Annotated in this window: 15 protein-coding genes; 3 read left to right on the forward strand and 12 right to left on the reverse strand. The window is 54.7% G+C overall.

The window, feature by feature from the left end:
- Window positions 1-117: 117 nt before the first annotated feature.
- From ACSYSS_RS07310 to ACSYSS_RS07330, 5 genes are all read right to left on the reverse strand, one after another.
- Window positions 118-966, reverse strand: coding sequence for an MBL fold metallo-hydrolase (locus tag ACSYSS_RS07310; RefSeq protein ID WP_491703363.1), 849 nt, complete (start codon window positions 964-966; stop codon window positions 118-120).
- Window positions 967-1167: 201 nt separating this feature from the next.
- On the reverse strand, window positions 1168-1560 hold the full coding sequence (locus tag ACSYSS_RS07315) for a thiamine-binding protein (protein ID WP_491703364.1): 393 nt from the start codon (window positions 1558-1560) through the stop codon (window positions 1168-1170).
- Window positions 1561-1876: 316 nt separating this feature from the next.
- Window positions 1877-2911 (reverse strand): zinc-dependent alcohol dehydrogenase family protein, encoded by a 1035-nt coding sequence (locus tag ACSYSS_RS07320; RefSeq protein WP_491704273.1) that lies wholly within the window; start codon window positions 2909-2911, stop codon window positions 1877-1879.
- Window positions 2912-3032: 121 nt separating this feature from the next.
- The gene (locus ACSYSS_RS07325) at window positions 3033-3911 is read right to left on the reverse strand and encodes an SDR family oxidoreductase (protein ID WP_491703365.1); all 879 of its coding nucleotides are present in this window, start codon (window positions 3909-3911) and stop codon (window positions 3033-3035) included.
- A 131-nt stretch (window positions 3912-4042) separates the two neighbouring features.
- Entirely contained in the window at window positions 4043-4663 is a 621-nt protein-coding gene (locus ACSYSS_RS07330) for a MerR family transcriptional regulator (RefSeq protein WP_491703366.1), read from the reverse strand.
- Between the two features lie 93 nt (window positions 4664-4756).
- On the opposite strand from ACSYSS_RS07330, the gene ACSYSS_RS07335 reads away from it, so the two are divergent.
- Window positions 4757-5359, forward strand: a complete 603-nt coding sequence (locus tag ACSYSS_RS07335) for an NAD(P)H-binding protein (protein ID WP_491703367.1) — start codon at window positions 4757-4759, stop codon at window positions 5357-5359.
- 110 nt (window positions 5360-5469) lie between these two features.
- Here the strand turns inward: ACSYSS_RS07335 and ACSYSS_RS07340 are convergent, their stop codons facing one another.
- From ACSYSS_RS07340 to ACSYSS_RS07360, 5 genes are all read right to left on the reverse strand, one after another.
- Window positions 5470-6369 (reverse strand): aldo/keto reductase, encoded by a 900-nt coding sequence (locus ACSYSS_RS07340; RefSeq protein WP_491703368.1) that lies wholly within the window; start codon window positions 6367-6369, stop codon window positions 5470-5472.
- A gap of 147 nt (window positions 6370-6516) precedes the next feature.
- Window positions 6517-7002: a hypothetical protein gene (locus ACSYSS_RS07345; RefSeq protein WP_491703369.1), complete on the reverse strand. Its 486-nt coding sequence runs from the start codon at window positions 7000-7002 to the stop codon at window positions 6517-6519.
- A gap of 248 nt (window positions 7003-7250) precedes the next feature.
- A complete protein-coding gene (locus ACSYSS_RS07350; RefSeq protein WP_491703370.1) occupies window positions 7251-10322 on the reverse strand; it encodes a beta-phosphoglucomutase family hydrolase in 3072 nt (1023 codons plus the stop codon).
- A 224-nt stretch (window positions 10323-10546) separates the two neighbouring features.
- Window positions 10547-11398, reverse strand: coding sequence for an MBL fold metallo-hydrolase (locus tag ACSYSS_RS07355; protein WP_491703371.1), 852 nt, complete (start codon window positions 11396-11398; stop codon window positions 10547-10549).
- A 151-nt stretch (window positions 11399-11549) separates the two neighbouring features.
- Window positions 11550-12875 (reverse strand): MFS transporter, encoded by a 1326-nt coding sequence (locus ACSYSS_RS07360; protein ID WP_491703372.1) that lies wholly within the window; start codon window positions 12873-12875, stop codon window positions 11550-11552.
- Window positions 12876-13234: 359 nt separating this feature from the next.
- On the opposite strand from ACSYSS_RS07360, the gene ACSYSS_RS07365 reads away from it, so the two are divergent.
- Window positions 13235-15103: an NTP transferase domain-containing protein gene (locus ACSYSS_RS07365; RefSeq protein ID WP_491703373.1), complete on the forward strand. Its 1869-nt coding sequence runs from the start codon at window positions 13235-13237 to the stop codon at window positions 15101-15103.
- 5 nt (window positions 15104-15108) lie between these two features.
- Window positions 15109-16332 (forward strand): ethanolamine utilization protein EutH, encoded by a 1224-nt coding sequence (eutH, locus tag ACSYSS_RS07370; protein ID WP_491703374.1) that lies wholly within the window; start codon window positions 15109-15111, stop codon window positions 16330-16332.
- A gap of 168 nt (window positions 16333-16500) precedes the next feature.
- Here the strand turns inward: eutH and ACSYSS_RS07375 are convergent, their stop codons facing one another.
- The gene (locus ACSYSS_RS07375) at window positions 16501-16899 is read right to left on the reverse strand and encodes a very short patch repair endonuclease (RefSeq protein ID WP_491704274.1); all 399 of its coding nucleotides are present in this window, start codon (window positions 16897-16899) and stop codon (window positions 16501-16503) included.
- Between the two features lie 117 nt (window positions 16900-17016).
- Window positions 17017-17910, reverse strand: a complete 894-nt coding sequence (locus ACSYSS_RS07380; RefSeq protein ID WP_491703375.1) for a siderophore-interacting protein — start codon at window positions 17908-17910, stop codon at window positions 17017-17019.
- Window positions 17911-17987: the final 77 nt, after the last annotated feature.

Here is a 17987-nt window from a genome sequence, read left to right on the forward strand (position 1 = left end):
CCCTTTCACCACCAATTGTAGAAATCAATTGTATATACGTTTTTTATTTGCAGATTTTATATAATTCACATTTTGGGAAATGTGCACAGTGCACGGTTCCCCAAAATATGAAGCTCACTAGAATTCGGCGACCATGCCGTCGTAGGAACTCAAGAACTCCTCCTTCTGCGCGGCCTCCTGCATCTGTTCATACATGGTCAAGCCGTTGTGCAAGAAGTGGTTTGAGACGAAAATCGTGCTCGAATCCGCCAAGCCCATTTGCGTGAGGCGACTGCGCACCTCAAGGTTCTGCGCAAAATTCATGTGAACGCTCGAATGGTCCGTGCAGAGGGCATGCGTGCAATCCAATGAAACATAACCATATTTGAGGCCAGCCTTGGCGAGGTCGGCCCACGTGGAATCCTTGAAATAGGCGGTATCGTGGGCGTAAAGCAGGGAGGAACGGCCATCGGTGATGCCGTAGAAGAGACAGTCGCCGAAATCGTGGCCATGCTTCGCCTCGAACGCGTACACGGTGTATTCCTTGCCGTTCGGAGTCTTTACCTGGACGTGCTCACCCGGATGCATGGCGTGATAGGTCAATCGGCTGTCATCATGCCGCTCTTCAAGGAAGAAGGCGCGCTCATAGAAACCGCCCACCGTTTCAGAGCCGTACACATCCATGTGCGTCGGGTTGTCATTCACGTATTCGTGCATGCGGTAGGCCAGGTCCTCACCGTAGAAATGGTCGGAATGCCAGTGCGTGACGAACAGCGCAGTGATGGACGGCAGGTCGAAATCGTTACGGATGTAGTGGAAATAGGTGTCGCCGGGAAAGTCGAGCAGCAGCGCATCGTCCACAAGCGCCTGGGACTGGGTGCGAATCTCCTTTCTGCCCACTACCCTGGCGTATCTGCATATCTCACACTTGCAGAACAGCGCCGGAATGCGTTCCGCTGCCGCCGTGCCCAAGTGCTGTAACTTCATCGTTTACCTCGTTGACTACATAACCTATCGATGCCCGTGCTACAACAGCGCTGATATCTGACCCAAACGGTCACATTCCACTACCAAACCAACCGTTTGCGTCAGACCAAACCTTTTAGCTGACCCAAACGGTCATTCACAACCAGCAAAGCAACCGTTTGCGTCAGTTGATTGGCAAGTGCTCAACCAACCAATTCAACTTTAATCTTGCTGCTTCTCCAGAATCCTATCGACCAGCTGCTGCTTTTCGTGGATCTGGCCCGCAAATCCGGGACGAATATCGAGTTTGAGGGTGACTCCGGTACGGTAACCCTGGCCCGCGAGTTTCATCGTGGCATCGCGGACCACCTTGAGCACCGCGTCCAGATCGCCCTCGATGTTGGTGAACATGGCGTTGGTCTCGTTGGGCAGCCCGGACTCGCGAATCACTTCGATGGCTTGGGAGACCGGCTCGCTCAGCTCCGCGCCGGTGCCGGATGGGGCGATGGCCACCGCCGCAACTGTGTTGATGTATGGCTTGCCCGTCTTTGGGTCGATCGGCACTTTCTGCTTGATTGCACTACGGTCGATGTTGCTGTTCTCAGTCTCTGCCATGATCTCCCCCTATTGATTTCATTGCATATCTTACGCAGATATGTGCCCCAAGGCGAAGGCAACGACGACAGAAACGAAAGCAATTCCGTTACTATAGTGAAGCTCAATAGCTTTGTTGGCTCAAAAGAACGAAAGCGAGCTCGAAACCGTTCTTTTGGGCCAACTTATGCGTCCTACGCACCCGATGGACACCTCATGCACCGATACCCTGCATCATCCTGGCATTCTACACACCAACTTCTGCACATAGACACACGCGACACACCGTTGCCACCATGCCGCTGTAAATCACCGTAGCGGCAATGTCAATGCTCTTTTACAGCACCACGAGCGACTTGATGGCCTCACGCTTATCCATGGCGGCATAGGCGTCGGCGATGTGCTCCAAGTCGAAGCGCTTGGTGAATACCTTGCCAGGGTCGATTTCGCCCTTGAGCACTGCATCGAGCAACAACTCGCGATCGTAGGTGGTCACGTTGGCGATGCCGCCTCGGATGCCGATGTTCTTCCAGAAGAGCTCGGTGGTGTTGGTCTGCAAACCCTGAGGTACTCCGACACGACCGACGACGGCGCCCGGACGCACTACCTTGAGCGCGGTTTCGAACGACTGCTCCGTGCCGACGCACTCCTGCGCCGCATCAGCGCCTTCACCACCCAGCAAATCTCGCACCGCCTTCACGGCCTCGTCCCCGCGCTCCGGCACGATGTCCGTTGCACCGAACTCACGGGCGAGCGCCTGACGGTCTGCATGCCGACTCATGGCGATGATGCGGCTGGCCCCACGCAGCTTGGCGGAGATGACGCCGCAGAGCCCCACGGCCCCGTCGCCCATCACCACCACGGTGTCGCCCTTACCCACCTCGGCGCTGGCGGCGGAATGGTAACCGGTAGCCATCACGTCGGAAAGCGCGAGCAACGAGTTGAGCTGGCTGTCGCTGTAGTCTTCAGGCTTGCCCGGCACCTTCACCAAGCCCCAGTCGGCATGCGGGTAGCGCACATATTGCGCCTGGTACCCGCCGGCACCCTCGGCGTCGGGGTTCTCGCAGTTGCCGTCGAACCCGGCACGGCAGGCGGCGCAATGGCCGCAGCCATGGGTGAATGGAACCACAACGAAGTCGCCAGGCTTGACCTGCTTCACCTCGCTGCCGACCTCCTCGACGATGCCGATGGCCTCATGGCCCGTGGTCTTGCCGGTCTCACGCGGGGAGATACCGCGATACCACCACAGATCGGACCCACACACGCAGGCACGCACCACACGCACCACCGCATCGGTCGGCAGCTCAACCACCGGCACCGGCACGTCCTGGACCTCCATCTTGCCCGGCCCCATGAAGACCGCAGCCCGCATGGTCTTGCCTTTAGTTGTGTTCACATGCTCACTCATTGTTATTTGCACTCCTTGTATTCAATTGACCGACAGATCAAGTCCGGAATCAGACTCCGAAAACCTCGTACAATGTGGTTTCACCTCACTCACCGTCCGGAATGTCCGTCGAGGCGGCTAGTTCGGTCTCACCCTTGTACTCGTCGATGCGGCTCTGCAGCCGGTCGATGGTCTTCTTCAGCGCGTCCGAGCCGAGCACCATGTGCAGCGGGGCAGGGTCGGTATCCACACTCTCGATGATGCGCGCGGCCATCTTCGCCGGATCGCCTGGAGCCAGGCCGTTTGCCGGGTCAAGCATGGATTCGAACGAGCGGGCGGGGTTGCCCTTATAGGCATCCATGGCATCGGCCACCTGCGCGCTGCCGTAACGGAACTCAGTGCGCGCGCCGCCCGGCTCCACGATGGTCATGCCGATGCCGAAGGGCTTGACCTCCTGAGCCACGGCCTCGACGAAGCCCTCGATGCCGAACTTCGAGGCGTGGTACATCGAGTTGCCGGCGTAGGCCACCTGGCCGCCGTACGAGGAAATCTGGATGATGCGGCCCGAATGCTGGGCGCGCATGACGGGCAGCACGGAGCGGATCATCTGGATGGAACCGGTAAGGTCGGTGGCCAGGATGTGGTCGATCTGCTCGTCGGTCAGCTCTTCGGCCGCGCCGAACAGTCCGTAGCCCGCGTTGTTGACGAGCACGTCGATGCGGCCGCACTCCTTGGCCACTTCGGCGACCGTTCTGTGGATGGCAGGCACATCGGTGACATCAAGCATCTTGTAGCTGAACGTGTCTGGATACTTGGCGATGAAGTCGCCGATGGTCCTGGTGCTGCGCACCGTGCCGACCACACGCTCGCCGCGTTCAAGCAGCTGGCGGGTCAACTCATAGCCGAAGCCGCTGCTGATGCCTGTGATGAGCCAGGTGCGCGCCGCACCGGCCGTCGCCGATGGTTCCTTTGCATTGTCTGTCATTTGTCTTGCCTTTCACTAAGTCTCACCCCGCATACCGGACTGCACTGCATATGCGTTGCGGTAGGTCATTTCTTGGATGTTGCAGATCTTGATGCATCCAACATGGGAAAGACTAAGACATTACACTTGCTCTAAGGCAAATCGGCACCGGCACCAACAGCATCGTCTTGAAGAATGGTCGCAGCATCGACGGCACCGGCCGCAGACGCGGAGCGGACACCACCCTCCCCCACACCTGACGGCACATAGCTGTCGGTGCCATGATTGATGAGAATTTCGGCGTAGTGCGCCACCTTCTTGTTGATGGTCTCCAGATGCCGGTTGAGCTCCTCAAGCTCCTGGAGCGTACGCCGCTGCTGCGCGAGCATGATCTGATAACGCTCGGGCACCGTGGACTCGCCCTGCAGCACTAGTTTGAAGTAGTACTTGATGTCCTCGATGGGCATGCCGGTCTGCCGCAGGCACGTGATCAGATGCACCCACTCCAGGTCGCGGTCGTCGAAGACGCGATTGTTGTTGCCGTCGCGCTTGGCGAAGGGGATGAGCCCGTGGTTGTCATAGTAGCGCACTGCGTATGAGGATATGCCCTCCTTCGCCGCCACCTGACGCACCGTATACATCCTGGCATCCCGATCGGCATTCCGCGGCCGAGAATCCACAGGCTGAGCTACCACGGAATCAGTTCGGAAGGCGCCGGTCCCGCCTCGCGTGCTCCGTGCCGTTTCCGATTCCGCCGATGTTGAACGCCTCATGATGCACTTCCCTTCCACTTGCTGTAACGATTTACACTTACCTTAACTATGGACACATCAACCATAGACATATCATCGAATGAAAGGCCAATCATGCATATCGCAATCATCGGAGCCACAGGATCGATCGGCGGCGTGGCCCGCCGCTACTTCCTCGAGAACGGCGACGATTTCCTCACCCTCGTGGCCCGCCACACCTCAACATTGGAACCGGCGGATGCCAGCCGCGAGCGCATCGTGGCGGCGGACGTGAACGACAGAACCGCGCTGCAGCGGGTCCTTGAAGGCCAGGATGCGGTCTTCGCCGCACTCACCGGAAACCTGACCGCCATGGCACACTCCCTGGTGCAAGGCATGGACGAGGCCGGGGTGAGCCGCCTGCTCTTCATCAGCTCGATGGGCATCTACGACGAGATCCCCGCATCGGTCGGCGCCGAAGGCAACCTCTCGCGCAACCCGATATTGCGCGACTACCGCGGAGCGGCGGACGCGGTGGAGGCCTCGGACCTCAACTACACCGTCATCCGCCCCGGCTGGTTCGACAACGACCCGGACACCGACTACCAGGTGACACGCAAAGGCGAGCCGTTCGGCGGGCATGACGTGGCAAGGCGCTCCATCGCCGACCTCGTCTTTCGCCTGGCCCATGACCCGACGCTCGGCAGCCGCGACAGCCTCGGCATCAACCGCCGATAGTCCGGGCAGTCCGCACACCCACGCCCTGCTCGCGCCGGCGCAACGCATCAGCGGTCGCACCGGCAGCGCCGCCACCTGCAACAACCCCGCCCACGCGCCGACGCAAGGCATCAGTCGTACTGCAGCAGCATCTCCAGCATCTTCGGGTCCTGATGGGTCAGCCCGCCGAGCGGCTTGCCGGTGTCCATCGCATCGATCTGCGCCATCTGGGCGGGTGTGAGCTTGAAGTCGAAGATGTCGATGTTCTCCTTCAGTCTGTTCTCATGCGTGCTCTTGGCCACCATCGGGATGCCGCGCTGGAAGAGCCAGCGGAGCATGACCTGCGCCACGGACTTGCCGTGCGTTTTGGCGATGGCTCCGAGCACCGGGCTGTTCATGGCGTCGGCATTGCCCTGCGCAAGCGGCGCCCACGCCTGCACGAGCGTGCCGTGCTCGCGGGCGAGTTCGACCATCTGCCGCTGCTGGTTGAGCGGATGGGTCTCACGCTGATCGATGGCGGGCACAATGCGGTTATGCGTCACCAAGTCCAGATAACGGTCCGGATAGAAGTTGGAGACGCCGATGGCCCGGATCAGTCCTTCGTCGTAAAGGTCCTCCATGGCGCGCCAGGCGGCGTAGTAGTCGCCGAAGGGCTGATGGATGAGGTAGAGGTCGAGGTAGTCGAGCCCCAGCTTGTCGAGCGTGACCTGGAACGCCTTCTTCGTGGCCTCGGCACCGTGGTCCTTGAACCAGAGCTTGCTGGTGACGAAGAGCTGATCGCGCGGGATGCCGGACTCCTTGATGGCCTTGCCCACGGCCTCCTCGTTGTAGTAGCGCGAGGCGGTGTCAATCATGCGGTAACCGGCGTCGAGCGCCATCGGCACCGTGTTGCGCACCTCGTCGTTACTCATCAGGAAGACGCCGAGGCCCAGGGCCGGCATCTCCACGCCGTTGTTCAGTTTCACCGTCGGAGCCTTCGCCCCGGAGGCCTGCTTTTGCTGCGGAACAGCCATGATTCTGCTTCCTTTCATAAACGGATAGACAATATCCACTTATAGAACAGGATAGCAAATCCCAGCCTCAACTTGCGTTACGCCTTGAGGCTAAACCACGCTTCAAGCCGCAGCCTACAACCGCACCCCGGCCCACGGCCACAACCTGTTTACCGCTCCTCGCCTTTACTGCTCATCGCCGAAGAGCTCCTTGTACATTTGCTCGTGGCGCTTGTCACTCAGGCGGTAGCGCACCTGCGCCAGGCAGAAGAGGACCAGCACCACCACAATCAGGATGAACACCACCCAGTTGACTTCGATGTGCAGCGCCTCAAAGAGCTCGTAGAGCGAATGGATGCCGCCGAGCTCGCCACCCAGGGCGACGTACCACCACGCCGTCGCCTTGTTGAGGAAGCCGAACGACTCGTCGAACTCGTGACGCGAGTGAACCGTCTGCTTGAGAATGCCGACGGCGCGCTCCTTCTCCTTGCTGATCTTATAGAACGGCGCAATCCACCAAAGCCATGAGACGTCCTTGGTCTTTGCTGAGAGCTCACGGTACTGGCCTATGAACTGGCGGTACTCCTCCAACTCCAACTCCGCCTGGTAGACAGGGAACTCGAACAGCAGCCAGTCACCGATCAACGCCAAAATCGCCATGACGATATTCATAATGCACCAATCCTTTCACTCCACCAATCCACTATTCGCCACCCGCCTCACCTTCCCGCGTTGCCACAGGACACACAAAAATCTCAGTGTACACCCCCCCCCAATCCACGCATCAAAGCATCGCAAATCAACCAACATCAATGACAGCCTCGACGTGTGAAAGACCGAGTGCTTCGGACACAACACACCCACTGATGACCGCCACTGAGTAGAACTGGGACAAATGATTGCCAGTACGGGAACCGATATCACACCTCGCAGAATCTTCCCTTGACAGTGAGAGCCACTGGGTCACCTGAAAGGCGCTCCACCTTGACATCATCAGGAGAGACAATCACCTTGAGCAACGTCTCATCAATGCGCAGTTGATAGCTGAGACTCCTCCAACCCCGAGGAAGCCGCGGATCGATGACCATATGGTGGCCACCCGAATCACGGAATCCTCCGAATCCAGCTACAAGGGTCTCCCAGATGCCTCCGGCGCATGCCAGATGGAGCCCATCCTCGGTATTGCCGTGCAGATTCGCCACATCGGCAAAAAGCGCCTCACGGAAATACCTCATCGCCAAGTCACCATGACCGACCTCGGCGGCCATAATGGACTGCGAGGATGAGGAGAGACTCGAGTCACCGGTTGTAAGCGCATCATAGTAATCGAAATCGAGTCGTTTCGTCTCTTTGTCAAACTCGTCAGAAAGCAAATACGTTGCTAGGACCAGGTCTGATTGCTTCAGAACCTTATGGCGGTAGATATCGAGCGGATGATAGTGCAACAGCAATGGACGCTCAGTACGATGCTCGAAGTCCCAGGCCTCACGTTGCATGAAACCGTCGTCCTGAAGATCGACACCACTCTCGTGATCCTTGGGCAAGGTCATTGCATCCGCAGCCTCGCGCCAGCGTTCCCATTCATCATTGCCGCCGTGGATATCCGATGAAAGGAAATCACGACCGACGATAGCATCGAATGCAGCGGGATCGGAATCCCTGAAATATTCAATGGCAGTACATGCGGCACGCAAATTGAACCTAGCCATGATATTGGTGTAATAGTTGTCATTCACCATTGCGCTATATTCGTCCGGACCAGTCACACAGTTGATATGGAACTTCCTATCAGAGGAGAAATGACCCAGACCATACCACATACGCGCCGTTTCCACCAAAATGTCAATCCCCTGATCTCGAAGGAAATCGACATCCTTGGTAACCTGAACATATTGCGAAACCGCATAGGCGATGTCAGCATCGATATGATATTGCGCAGTGCCTGCTGCAAAGAACGCCGATGCCTCACGGCCATTGATGGTCCTCCAGGGGTACAACGCACCCGGAAGTCCAAGGGCATCAGCTCGGCTACGGGCTGCAGGCAACATTCTGTAACGGAATTCCAAAACCGCACGAGCCGCTTTAGGCTGCGTATACGTAAGAAACGGCAGAATGAAAATCTCCGTATCCCAGAAATAGTGACCCGAATATCCTGAGCCACTCAAGCCCTTGGCTCCCACGCCATTATTGACAAACGCAGTGCACTGAGCCAGATTGAAGAGTTCCCACCGAGTCAGCTGTTGGATACGTTCATCGCCATCGGACTCAATACGGATATCCGCCCTGGCCCAAAAATCATCGAGCCAAGCCTTCTGCCGCACCAACAGTTCATTGAATCCGACCTGTTGCGCCCAATGCACGGTCTCCTGACACTGCCGGGCCAAATCTTCCGGATCCTGCGTTTCGGCATCTACGACAGCCAAGCCGAAAGCACTCGCCGTGGGAACAACAGAATATGTGTTGTATGAAACATAACGTACCAACGTCCTGCTCTCACCGGCCTTGACATCAAGCACATAATCCGGAACGACCTCGACACCATCAAGATTCGTATCAGCAGCCACAGCCATGGTCATTTGAGAGTTATGGCAACGGTAGGCCTGGCAACTCACCCCATCAGCCGAAGCAGACGCACCAGAATCGGCCAAACGGCCGAGAACCAGCCGATCCAAACCGCCATTAGACGCACTATCGGATTTTCGAGGATCATTGGACTCAACCCGCTTGGGAACCTCGGCATTCACACCATTGCTGACACGTACTGAGACATCTTGGTTTTCCGCATGAACCGTAAGTGCGTAAACCACCAGATCCTTACGAAACAGGCAGGCCATGCGTTTGAGCTCGATATCAAGACCCCCGCCATTGTCCAGTGCATAACGAGCCTTCTGCAAAGTCACACCATTACGGAAATCAAGCGTTTGCTCGACAGAAGCGGGGTCTCCAAGCTCGTACCCTTTCACAGAGTAGCGGAAATCTGAAAAATCGGGCACACCCTGTATGGTCTGCCCAACCCTCGCGTAACCATAGGCATCTTCGGCATGCTTGATGGCAAACGTCTCATGAAAACCACTCAAAAACGTGCCATAACCCAGGCACCGCGAAGAATCCCCGCCACCGCGTACACCGACGTAGCCATTGGAAACGGAGAACATTGTGGCGCTGCTGGCATCAGGAATGCCAATCTGAGTGAAACGCCATGGGTCAATCGGATATTGGTCATTGGACAATGGATCGGCACCAAGACCAGTACTCGTCCGTTTGCTTCGCACACCATAGTCGCCATCCAGCATTTCAGCCAACTGGTCCACAACCACATCGGCACCGTGGGCGAGCAGGCTCTCACGCCCCGCGCCGCGATCGACGCCCACCACCAAGCCAAAGTTCCCAGCATGCCCAGCGGCAACTCCGGAAAGGGCATCCTCCACAACCACACAGTCCTTCGGAGCCTCGCCGATCAGTTTGGCGCCATGAAGGTAGGTATCCGGCTGAGGCTTACCCTTCAAGCCACCTTCCTCGCTCATGTGGCCATCCACGACCTTGTCGAAGAATCCAAGAATATGGGCGGAACGCAACACCTCCAACGCATTGCGAGAGCTGGAAACCACCGCAATCTTGATATGTGCAGCACGCAGATGCCTCAACACATCGACCACATCCGGATACGGAGCTATGCCCTTGCTATGAAGCAAATCCTCGAAAATCGCATTTTTCCTATTACCCAATCCACAGACCGTGCGCATGTCAGGCGAGTCAGAGCTTGACCCCCACGGCATCTCGATACCCCGACTTTTCAGGAGGGCGTAAACACCATCGTAACGAGGCTTGCCATCGACATGCAAGAGATAATCCTGAGGACCGTAAGCCTTGGCTTCCGAAGGAAGAACCTCGTCAAACAACGACTTCCATGCCTGCCGATGTAAGACGCTCGTAGGTGTGAGCACACCGTCAAGATCAAATAGAACGCCTCGATAATCATAAAGCGATTTCACTGATATTCCTTTTCATTGCGTATTGTTTTCGATATTGCCAATAGGCTATTGATTCTGTGTTTTTAATAAATTGAAGGATAAATAATTCTCTTACGTCTAGACAGAAATCGGAGTTCAGCCCGTTCGCCAAAAATGCAAGCCCTGCATCTTGCGGACACAAAAGAATCCGCTGCGGATGGATGCAACCAACTACAGCGGATTCCAGTCAGACCGCTCCTGCACTTTTAAAATTCAGTAGTCATACCATCATATGAACTAATGAAACCTTCTTTTACAGCAGCCGCCTGCATTTGCTCATATGTGGCGTTGCCATGATGGGAGAAGTGATTCGCCACGAAAATCGTATTTGAATCAGCCAGACCCATCTCAAGCATGCGATCACGAATCTTGAGGTTATCCATGAAACGCATGTGCACGGAAGTCTGAATTTTAGAGTCAAGACCATGCGTGCAGTCCAACGAGACATAGTCATACTTCAGGCCGGCCTTCTCGATATCCTTCCAAGTCGACTCCTTGAATACGCAAGTGTCATGCGCATAAAGGAGAGAGGACTTGCCGTCGGTAATGCCATAGAACAGGCAATCGCCAAAATCGTGACCATGCTGCGCCTCAAAGGCATAGACTGTATATTTTTTGCCATTTGATGCAGTCACTGTAACTGACTCACCTGGATGAATGGCATGATAAGTCAATTTACTGTAGTCGTAATGCTCCTCAAGGAACATGGCACGCTCGTAAAAGCCCTTGACGGTCTCTGAACCATACACATCCATATGCGTGGGATTGTCATCGGCATAGTCACCCATGCGATAGGCAAGATCCTCACCATAGAAGTGGTCCGAATGCCAGTGAGTGATGAACAATGTCGTGATTGATGGCAAATCGAACTTGTTACGGATGAAATGGAAGTAGGTGTCACCAGGAAAATCCAACAACAACGAATCATCAACAAGCGCCTGCGATTGAGTGCGAATCTCCTTTCCGCCAACTTCACGTGCGTGCTTGCACAAATCACACTTACAGAAAATGCCCGGGATACGCTCTGCGGCAGCAGTGCCCAAATGTTGTAATTTCATAAATTACCCCTTAGTCGATTAAGACCTTTACAGAATTGTCAGCCGGTACCATGCACATCAGCGGCACAATGCGCCTAGTATGACCCGGCCATATATGGATAGAACAAACTCTGTCGGCTCCCATACCACCTGTCTGGGAGCCGACAAGACATCAATCAGCGACAGCCGATGAAATGGCAGCGGCCTCACGAGAACGCTTGTTCATAATGACCTTGTGACCAATCAGGCAGATGACGACACCGACTACGCTCATTGCGGCAAGCATGACAAAGATGACACGGTATGCGGCCTGCGTAGCGAAGTGGTCGATGATCGCTCCAAACAGCATGTAGCCGAAGAACGAGGGGCAGTATCCAATGAACGACGCGATTGACATAGCCGTGGCTGAGATGTCGGAAGGCACGCCATATTCGCCGATTGGCGCATAGTAGACGGCACGCAGCGCAACACAGACAAAGGTCGCCAAGCAGCAGAGGATGACGACGGGGAACATCCATGTCGAAGTGTGTGGCACGACCACAATGGCTACGCAAATCACAGCGATGATGGCATAGAGCAGTGCCATCCACTGCGGAGAGGTTTTGAAGCTGATGGTGGAAAGTACACCGGAAAGCAGCGCGGCGATGACACCCATCAGACCAGAGTTCACAATGCCGAACAAACCCGCTGCCGAATCAGAAAGATGGAATGAGGCCTGCACGAAGGGCAGGAAGTACGTATTCGCCGCAACATTGATGAGATAAGCAACAAAAGCGCCAAAACCAGTCGTCCACACGACCGGAAGCTTCATGGCCTTGAAAACCATCTTCAGGCCATTCTTGTTTGGCTGCTGCTTCTTCTTGTCAGCAACCTTGGCATCATTCTCATGCATGAAGTCCTTGGGAATGAACTTGAGAACTACAAAGGAGAAGAGCATCATGCAGATTGGGTATACGACCATTGGAATGCGCGCATCCTGAGTCTTGGCGCCGGCAACGGTAAACATGGTCAGCGAGGCCCAGGAAAGGAACAGGCCGATGACGGAGCGAATAGCCTCCTGCGTGCTAAACGCAGCGGCCTGATGCTCATCAGACGCAAGCCACTTGGTCGCTTTCTGAATCATCGGCCAATAAATCGCATCGCCAAAGAAACCGAACGCCGCAAACGTAATGACCAGGTACCAATACGGAAGATGAGGAACAAGACCTGGAATAATGGCAAAGATGCCATAACCCCATAAATCGATGAAAATCAGCTTACGGAAGGAAATCAGATCCTGAACCCACCCAAGCAGCAGATAGCCGAAAATCTGAATGAAACCAATCAGCCCAAGCAAAAAGCCCAGCTGAGTGTTTGAAACACCAAGAGCCTTACGGAAAGGCTCATAAATGACGCTCTTAATCGATGACCACCAATAAATACACGTCGACAGCGTGACCACGAGAAACAAACCGAAGTTCCTCTTGGACATGCCCAGATACTTTAATAGCGCCTTCATTTATTTCTGTTTCCCTTCATTGTCCAGTTCTTTGACCGTCTTATGGAGAAAATCGTGCTGCCATACATCATTGTGCAATATTTCATCATATCAGTACTGACCCACTTCCCTCCCATGAGACAGTAGTACATAATACACTTAAATCAGCACAACCTGCAAAAGTGTCGAACAAAAGTGTAGAAAGATTCCCGCAGCAAGACATATTAAGTTATGATGTCCACGCATACTCTGAAAATACATAAATTATTGGTTTGGATGGTACGATCCGGCGCATACTCGACTGATTTAATACTGCTGGATGCTGATAACGGGAAGTGACGATGGGTATTTCAGAAAATCAATTCTCAATCATGCGATGCATGCAGACGACTCAAGAACAACGGATTCCCAACCAGCCCCAAACTCCTATTATATTGGAGAGTGAACTCGGCTCCATCAAGAATGCCAGAAATCTAGCAAATACCATGGTCAATGGAACGTCCTTGAGCCGCAGTGAGATAAAAACCGATGTCGCCCACCTGAGAGCGGCAGGGTTCATCGAAAATGGCCATCTCACGGAGAAAGGACAGAATGCCCTCCTCCCCTACAAAGTCGACAATGCGGTTATTCTGGCAGCGGGCAGCTCGTCACGCTGCGCACCATTGGCATATGAAACACCGAAGGGGTTGCTTAAAGTGCGTGGCGAAGTGCTCGTGGAACGGCAGATTCGCCAGCTACAAGAGGCGGGAGTCAATGACATCACGATCGTCACCGGATACATGAACGACTCATTCACCTATCTTGCAGGCAAATTCAACACACGACTCATCTTCAACCCAGATTTCACAGACCAAGATAATGGCGTCTCACTGCTGGCTGCAAGAAAATACTTAGGGAACACATACATCTGCTCCAGCGCGGACTACTTTGAAACCAACATATTTCAGCCATATGTCTACAAGCCATATCACACAGTCACACACTGCAGCGGTGTTGCAAATGAGGAATTCTTGACCATAGACAAAAATGGAATCATCACAGGCGCCAAACAATATAATTGTGGCACCGGTGGGGATCAATATACCTGGCGTATGACTGGCGAGGCATACATCGACAAGGCTTTTTCACAAGCATTCAGCACTGTGCTGCAGAAAGCCAGCAGCGAGACGGAAACAGGCAAACAAACCTGGGAAAAGGTCTATCTTGAACATCGCGGCACCCTACGCCTATCGGCACATCGCAACGAAACGAATACCTGTCATGAATTCAACACGATTGATGATTTCGCTCACTTCGACCCAAGCTTCCTTGACGAGACGCATTCCCCAATCCTCGACAACATCTGTTCCACGTTGTCCTGCAAGCGTACGGACATCCATGCCAGCACGCCGATAAAAGCCGGTCTCACCAACCAATCCTGCCGTTTCTGCGTTAAGGACAAGACATATGTGTACCGCCATCCCGGCAATGGAACGAACCAAATCATCAACAGGCAAGGTGAGGTCTATTCACAGCAAGTTGCGAAAAAACTGGGCATTGACAACACATTCATTTACGAAGATGTGGATCAAGGCTGGAAGATCTCCCGCTTTATGGACAGCTGCACGCCATTGGACTATCACAATCCCAAACAGGTGCATCAGGCTCTGGGCATTGCGCGCCGACTCCACAGCTGCGGCAAAGTATCACCTTGGTCATTCGATCCATTCCAAAAGGCAGAAGGCATCACCAGCCTGCTCATTGACATGCACAAATCCTTCCCGAAAGACTTCAATGCACTGCATACCTGTGCCAGCGTGCTTAATTCAGATGTACAACAAGATGAAGTCAAGCCGGTGCTGTGCCACAATGACTTCTACAACCAAAACTTCCTAGTGTCCGGCGACGAGATGTCGCTCATCGATTGGGAATATTCCGCCATGTCAGATTATGCCAGTGACCTAGGCACTTTCATCTGCTCATCCGATTACACGATTTCACAGGCGGATGACGTTTTCACTACCTACTTTGGCCGTCCCATCAGTGCGGCAGAACGCCGACACTGCTTCGCATACGTGAGTCTGGCCGGATACTACTGGTTCATGTGGTCGCTCTACAAGGAAGCCAATGGCGACTCAGTCGGAGAATGGTCAGACCGATACAGGCACTATGCCGAGGAATTCGGCGCATACGCCTACTCGCTCTATCATCCGTTGCAGCACATCGCAGTTTGTGGCACAAACCCAACAGCCGAGTCTCCAATCAAGTAGCAGATATGGCAATCATCGGCAATATCGTTGTCTACATCGTTATGACCTGTGCCCTTGTCGGAGCCATAGCCGCAATTGTGAAACCCGAAAGCGAACTTGGACAACAGTTCACGGCAGGTGTCGACTCCATTGGATCCATCTTCCTCTCGCAAGCGGGGGTCATGGCATCGGCACCGCTCCTGTCCAGATTCATTAGCTCAACGCTCTCCCCGTTGTATAGCTCCATAGGGGCGGACCCAGCCATGGCAGCCACAACGTTCATCGCCGATGACATGGGTGGTTACCAACTGGCTTACGCCCTTGCAAAAACCTATGAAGGCTGGATCGTGGCTATGATGACCGGCTATATGGCAGGTGCCACCATCGTTTTCATCATTCCCGTGGCACTGAAAATATTGGATAAGGACGACCGCAAATATCTGGCATTAGGCGTGATGAGCGGACTTATGGCGATACCAGTAGGCGTGCTGACCGCAAGCGCGATCATCGCGTTTTCACACCCAATCATCCGCACGCTTGTTTCCACCAACGCAGCCGCCACATACCGGCTGTCCCTCTCATTCATGCAAATCGTGCACGACCTCATTCCACTCATACTCATCTGTGCATTGTTGGCAATGGGTCTGAGGCTCAAGCCCGATGCCATGATCAAGATATTCGTGGCGTTTGGAAGACTGCTGGAATCGACATTATACATCGTATTCGTCTTGATTGTCATTGAATATTTCACAGGAATTTTTTCAAAAATCTTCGGATCGTTCATCTTCGACCCAATCATCGCCGACAAAAAAAATACGTTTCGCGCACTCGAAGTGGCGGGGGCCATTGGCATGATGCTGTGCGGAGCGTTCCCAATGGTCTACCTCATCCGACGATATCTTGCGAAGCCACTTACGAAAGTCGGAGGACTCTTTGGCTTGAGTCCGGACGCCACAGCCGGCATCGTCGCCGGATCCGCCAACGTGCTGGCACTGCTGTCGATGATCCACGATATGAAGGCGAAAGATAAAGTCGTTTGTCTAGCCTATTGTGTGTGCGCATCCTTTCTTTTCGGCGATCATCTTTCTTTCACTGCGAATTTCCAACCTTCGCTCATTGTTCCTGTCATGGCGGGAAAATTCGCTGGCGGAGTGTGCGCCATCGCATTCGCGAACTTTTTCGCCGTCAAACATGCAGAGAAACTCGAAACGATGGGGAAATGTCGCTCAACGCCAAACTCATCGAAATAAAACACGAATCAATCACACATCATTCAGAGAGACCTTGCTTTGGAATGCAAAAAACAAGAATAGCGGAATCTCAATGCTTCCTATTCTTATCTTCTCAATTAGTGTTTAAAAAATCCTTGCTGGATGAATAAACATGGGGAAACGATTGAATCAACCAAATTCTCATTCTCATTGGCCTTCCGCTACATTGGATTGCGTGATCTGACGATATAGTCGCTCAAGCCGGGCCTGACGCCTCGGTTTGGCAAGCTCGCACTCCCACACCACAATCACCTTCCAGCCTGCAGCCTCCAATTCGGCGTGCTGGCGGACATCACGGTCACGGTTGCGCAACAGTTTGGCCGTCCAGAACTCCACGTTGGACTTGGGCATTTTGAACTTCTCGCAGCCTTCGTGCATGTGCCAGAAGCAGCCGTTGACGAACACCATGGCATGCCATTTGGGCAGCACCACATCCGGGTGGCCTGGGTAGCGCCTGTCGTTCTTGCGAAACCGCAAGCCGCGCGAGAAGAGGTAACGGCGCACCAATACCTCGATGGATGTGTCCTTGCCACGGATGTGCGACATGGTATAGCTGCGCGTACCACGGGCATATTTCGATTCCACTTCTTTTTTGGCCACAATCTCACCATATCGCCTATTTTGTATATTTCTGAACGGCCAAGAACCACCACGGATCAGGACTCAGAGCTCGGCATGGCCCTCACGCCAATAGCTGTAGAAGGTGACGGCGGATTTCGCCATACCCAGCTCACCGGTCAGCATGCGGCGCAATGCGCGCGTGGTAGCAGCTTCGGCGGCGATCCAGGCATACTGCGGTGCCGGAGCCGACGGATTGCAGCAAGCGCCGACCGCACGTAGCAACTCATCGCCGCGCCTCTCACACCCACGCACCACCCAATGACATTGCAGATTCCATCCGGGGCGACGTTCGGAAACCGGAATCCCCAAAACGTCATCGGCTTCGGGCACCTCGATGAACGCACTGACCGTGCCTTGCCACCCGTCCCGCTCCAACGATTCCGCTATCGAACAGATGGCCGGCGCGGCGGTCTCGTCGCCGGCGAGCAGCACGGTTCGGGCACCCGCCGGGGCAAAGGTGAGACTGCCCGCCGACTGCGGCGACCTGGAGTTGGGGCCGATGAGCACCGCGGCGTCTCCCACCCGGGCCGAAAGCGCGAAGGAACCTGCAGGACCGGCACCAGGATGGACGACGAAATCGATGGCGACCTCACGGCGGCACTCGTCGACCGATCGAATGGTGTAGGTGCGCATTGCATTGCGACCGTCGACAGGCAGCGCGCGCCACTGGTCCCACCAGGCCGAACGCCCGATGGCATCGGGCTCAAGCAGCTCGGCGAAGAGGGCATCATCCTGCGGACGTTGTGAATATGAGGGGTCGAGCGGCAGAATCAGCTTGACGTGCTGACCGTAACCATGGTCGGCGAAATGGCCGAGTTCCGGACCTGTGAAGACGATACACATGAAATGCGGGGAAAGCCGCTCCTTTCGTGCCACCGTTACCAAAAACGGTTGGTAGGCAGGTTCTGCGCTTACGTCTAGTCGTTGTCGCTCCATCGTTTTCCTTTTATTGTTGGGTTGGCGCAAAGGAACGATTTTGGCTGCTTTTCCGTTCTGTTGAGCCAACTTGCGAG

It is taken from the genome of Bifidobacterium sp. ESL1118 (assembly GCF_058505595.1).

Coding starts and splice junctions, on each gene's coding strand:
- ACSYSS_RS07310 (WP_491703363.1), bottom strand. CDS start 966: ATGAAGTTACAGCACTTGGGCACGGCGGCAGCGGAACGCATTCCGGCG.
- ACSYSS_RS07315 (WP_491703364.1), bottom strand. CDS start 1,560: ATGGCAGAGACTGAGAACAGCAACATCGACCGTAGTGCAATCAAGCAG.
- ACSYSS_RS07320 (WP_491704273.1), bottom strand. CDS start 2,911: ATGCGGGCTGCGGTCTTCATGGGGCCGGGCAAGATGGAGGTCCAGGAC.
- ACSYSS_RS07325 (WP_491703365.1), bottom strand. CDS start 3,911: ATGACAGACAATGCAAAGGAACCATCGGCGACGGCCGGTGCGGCGCGC.
- ACSYSS_RS07330 (WP_491703366.1), bottom strand. CDS start 4,663: ATGAGGCGTTCAACATCGGCGGAATCGGAAACGGCACGGAGCACGCGA.
- ACSYSS_RS07335 (WP_491703367.1), top strand. CDS start 4,757: ATGCATATCGCAATCATCGGAGCCACAGGATCGATCGGCGGCGTGGCC.
- ACSYSS_RS07340 (WP_491703368.1), bottom strand. CDS start 6,369: ATGAAAGGAAGCAGAATCATGGCTGTTCCGCAGCAAAAGCAGGCCTCC.
- ACSYSS_RS07345 (WP_491703369.1), bottom strand. CDS start 7,002: ATGAATATCGTCATGGCGATTTTGGCGTTGATCGGTGACTGGCTGCTG.
- ACSYSS_RS07355 (WP_491703371.1), bottom strand. CDS start 11,398: ATGAAATTACAACATTTGGGCACTGCTGCCGCAGAGCGTATCCCGGGC.
- ACSYSS_RS07360 (WP_491703372.1), bottom strand. CDS start 12,875: ATGAAGGCGCTATTAAAGTATCTGGGCATGTCCAAGAGGAACTTCGGT.
- ACSYSS_RS07365 (WP_491703373.1), top strand. CDS start 13,235: ATGCAGACGACTCAAGAACAACGGATTCCCAACCAGCCCCAAACTCCT.
- eutH (WP_491703374.1), top strand. CDS start 15,109: ATGGCAATCATCGGCAATATCGTTGTCTACATCGTTATGACCTGTGCC.
- ACSYSS_RS07375 (WP_491704274.1), bottom strand. CDS start 16,899: ATGTCGCACATCCGTGGCAAGGACACATCCATCGAGGTATTGGTGCGC.
- ACSYSS_RS07380 (WP_491703375.1), bottom strand. CDS start 17,910: ATGGAGCGACAACGACTAGACGTAAGCGCAGAACCTGCCTACCAACCG.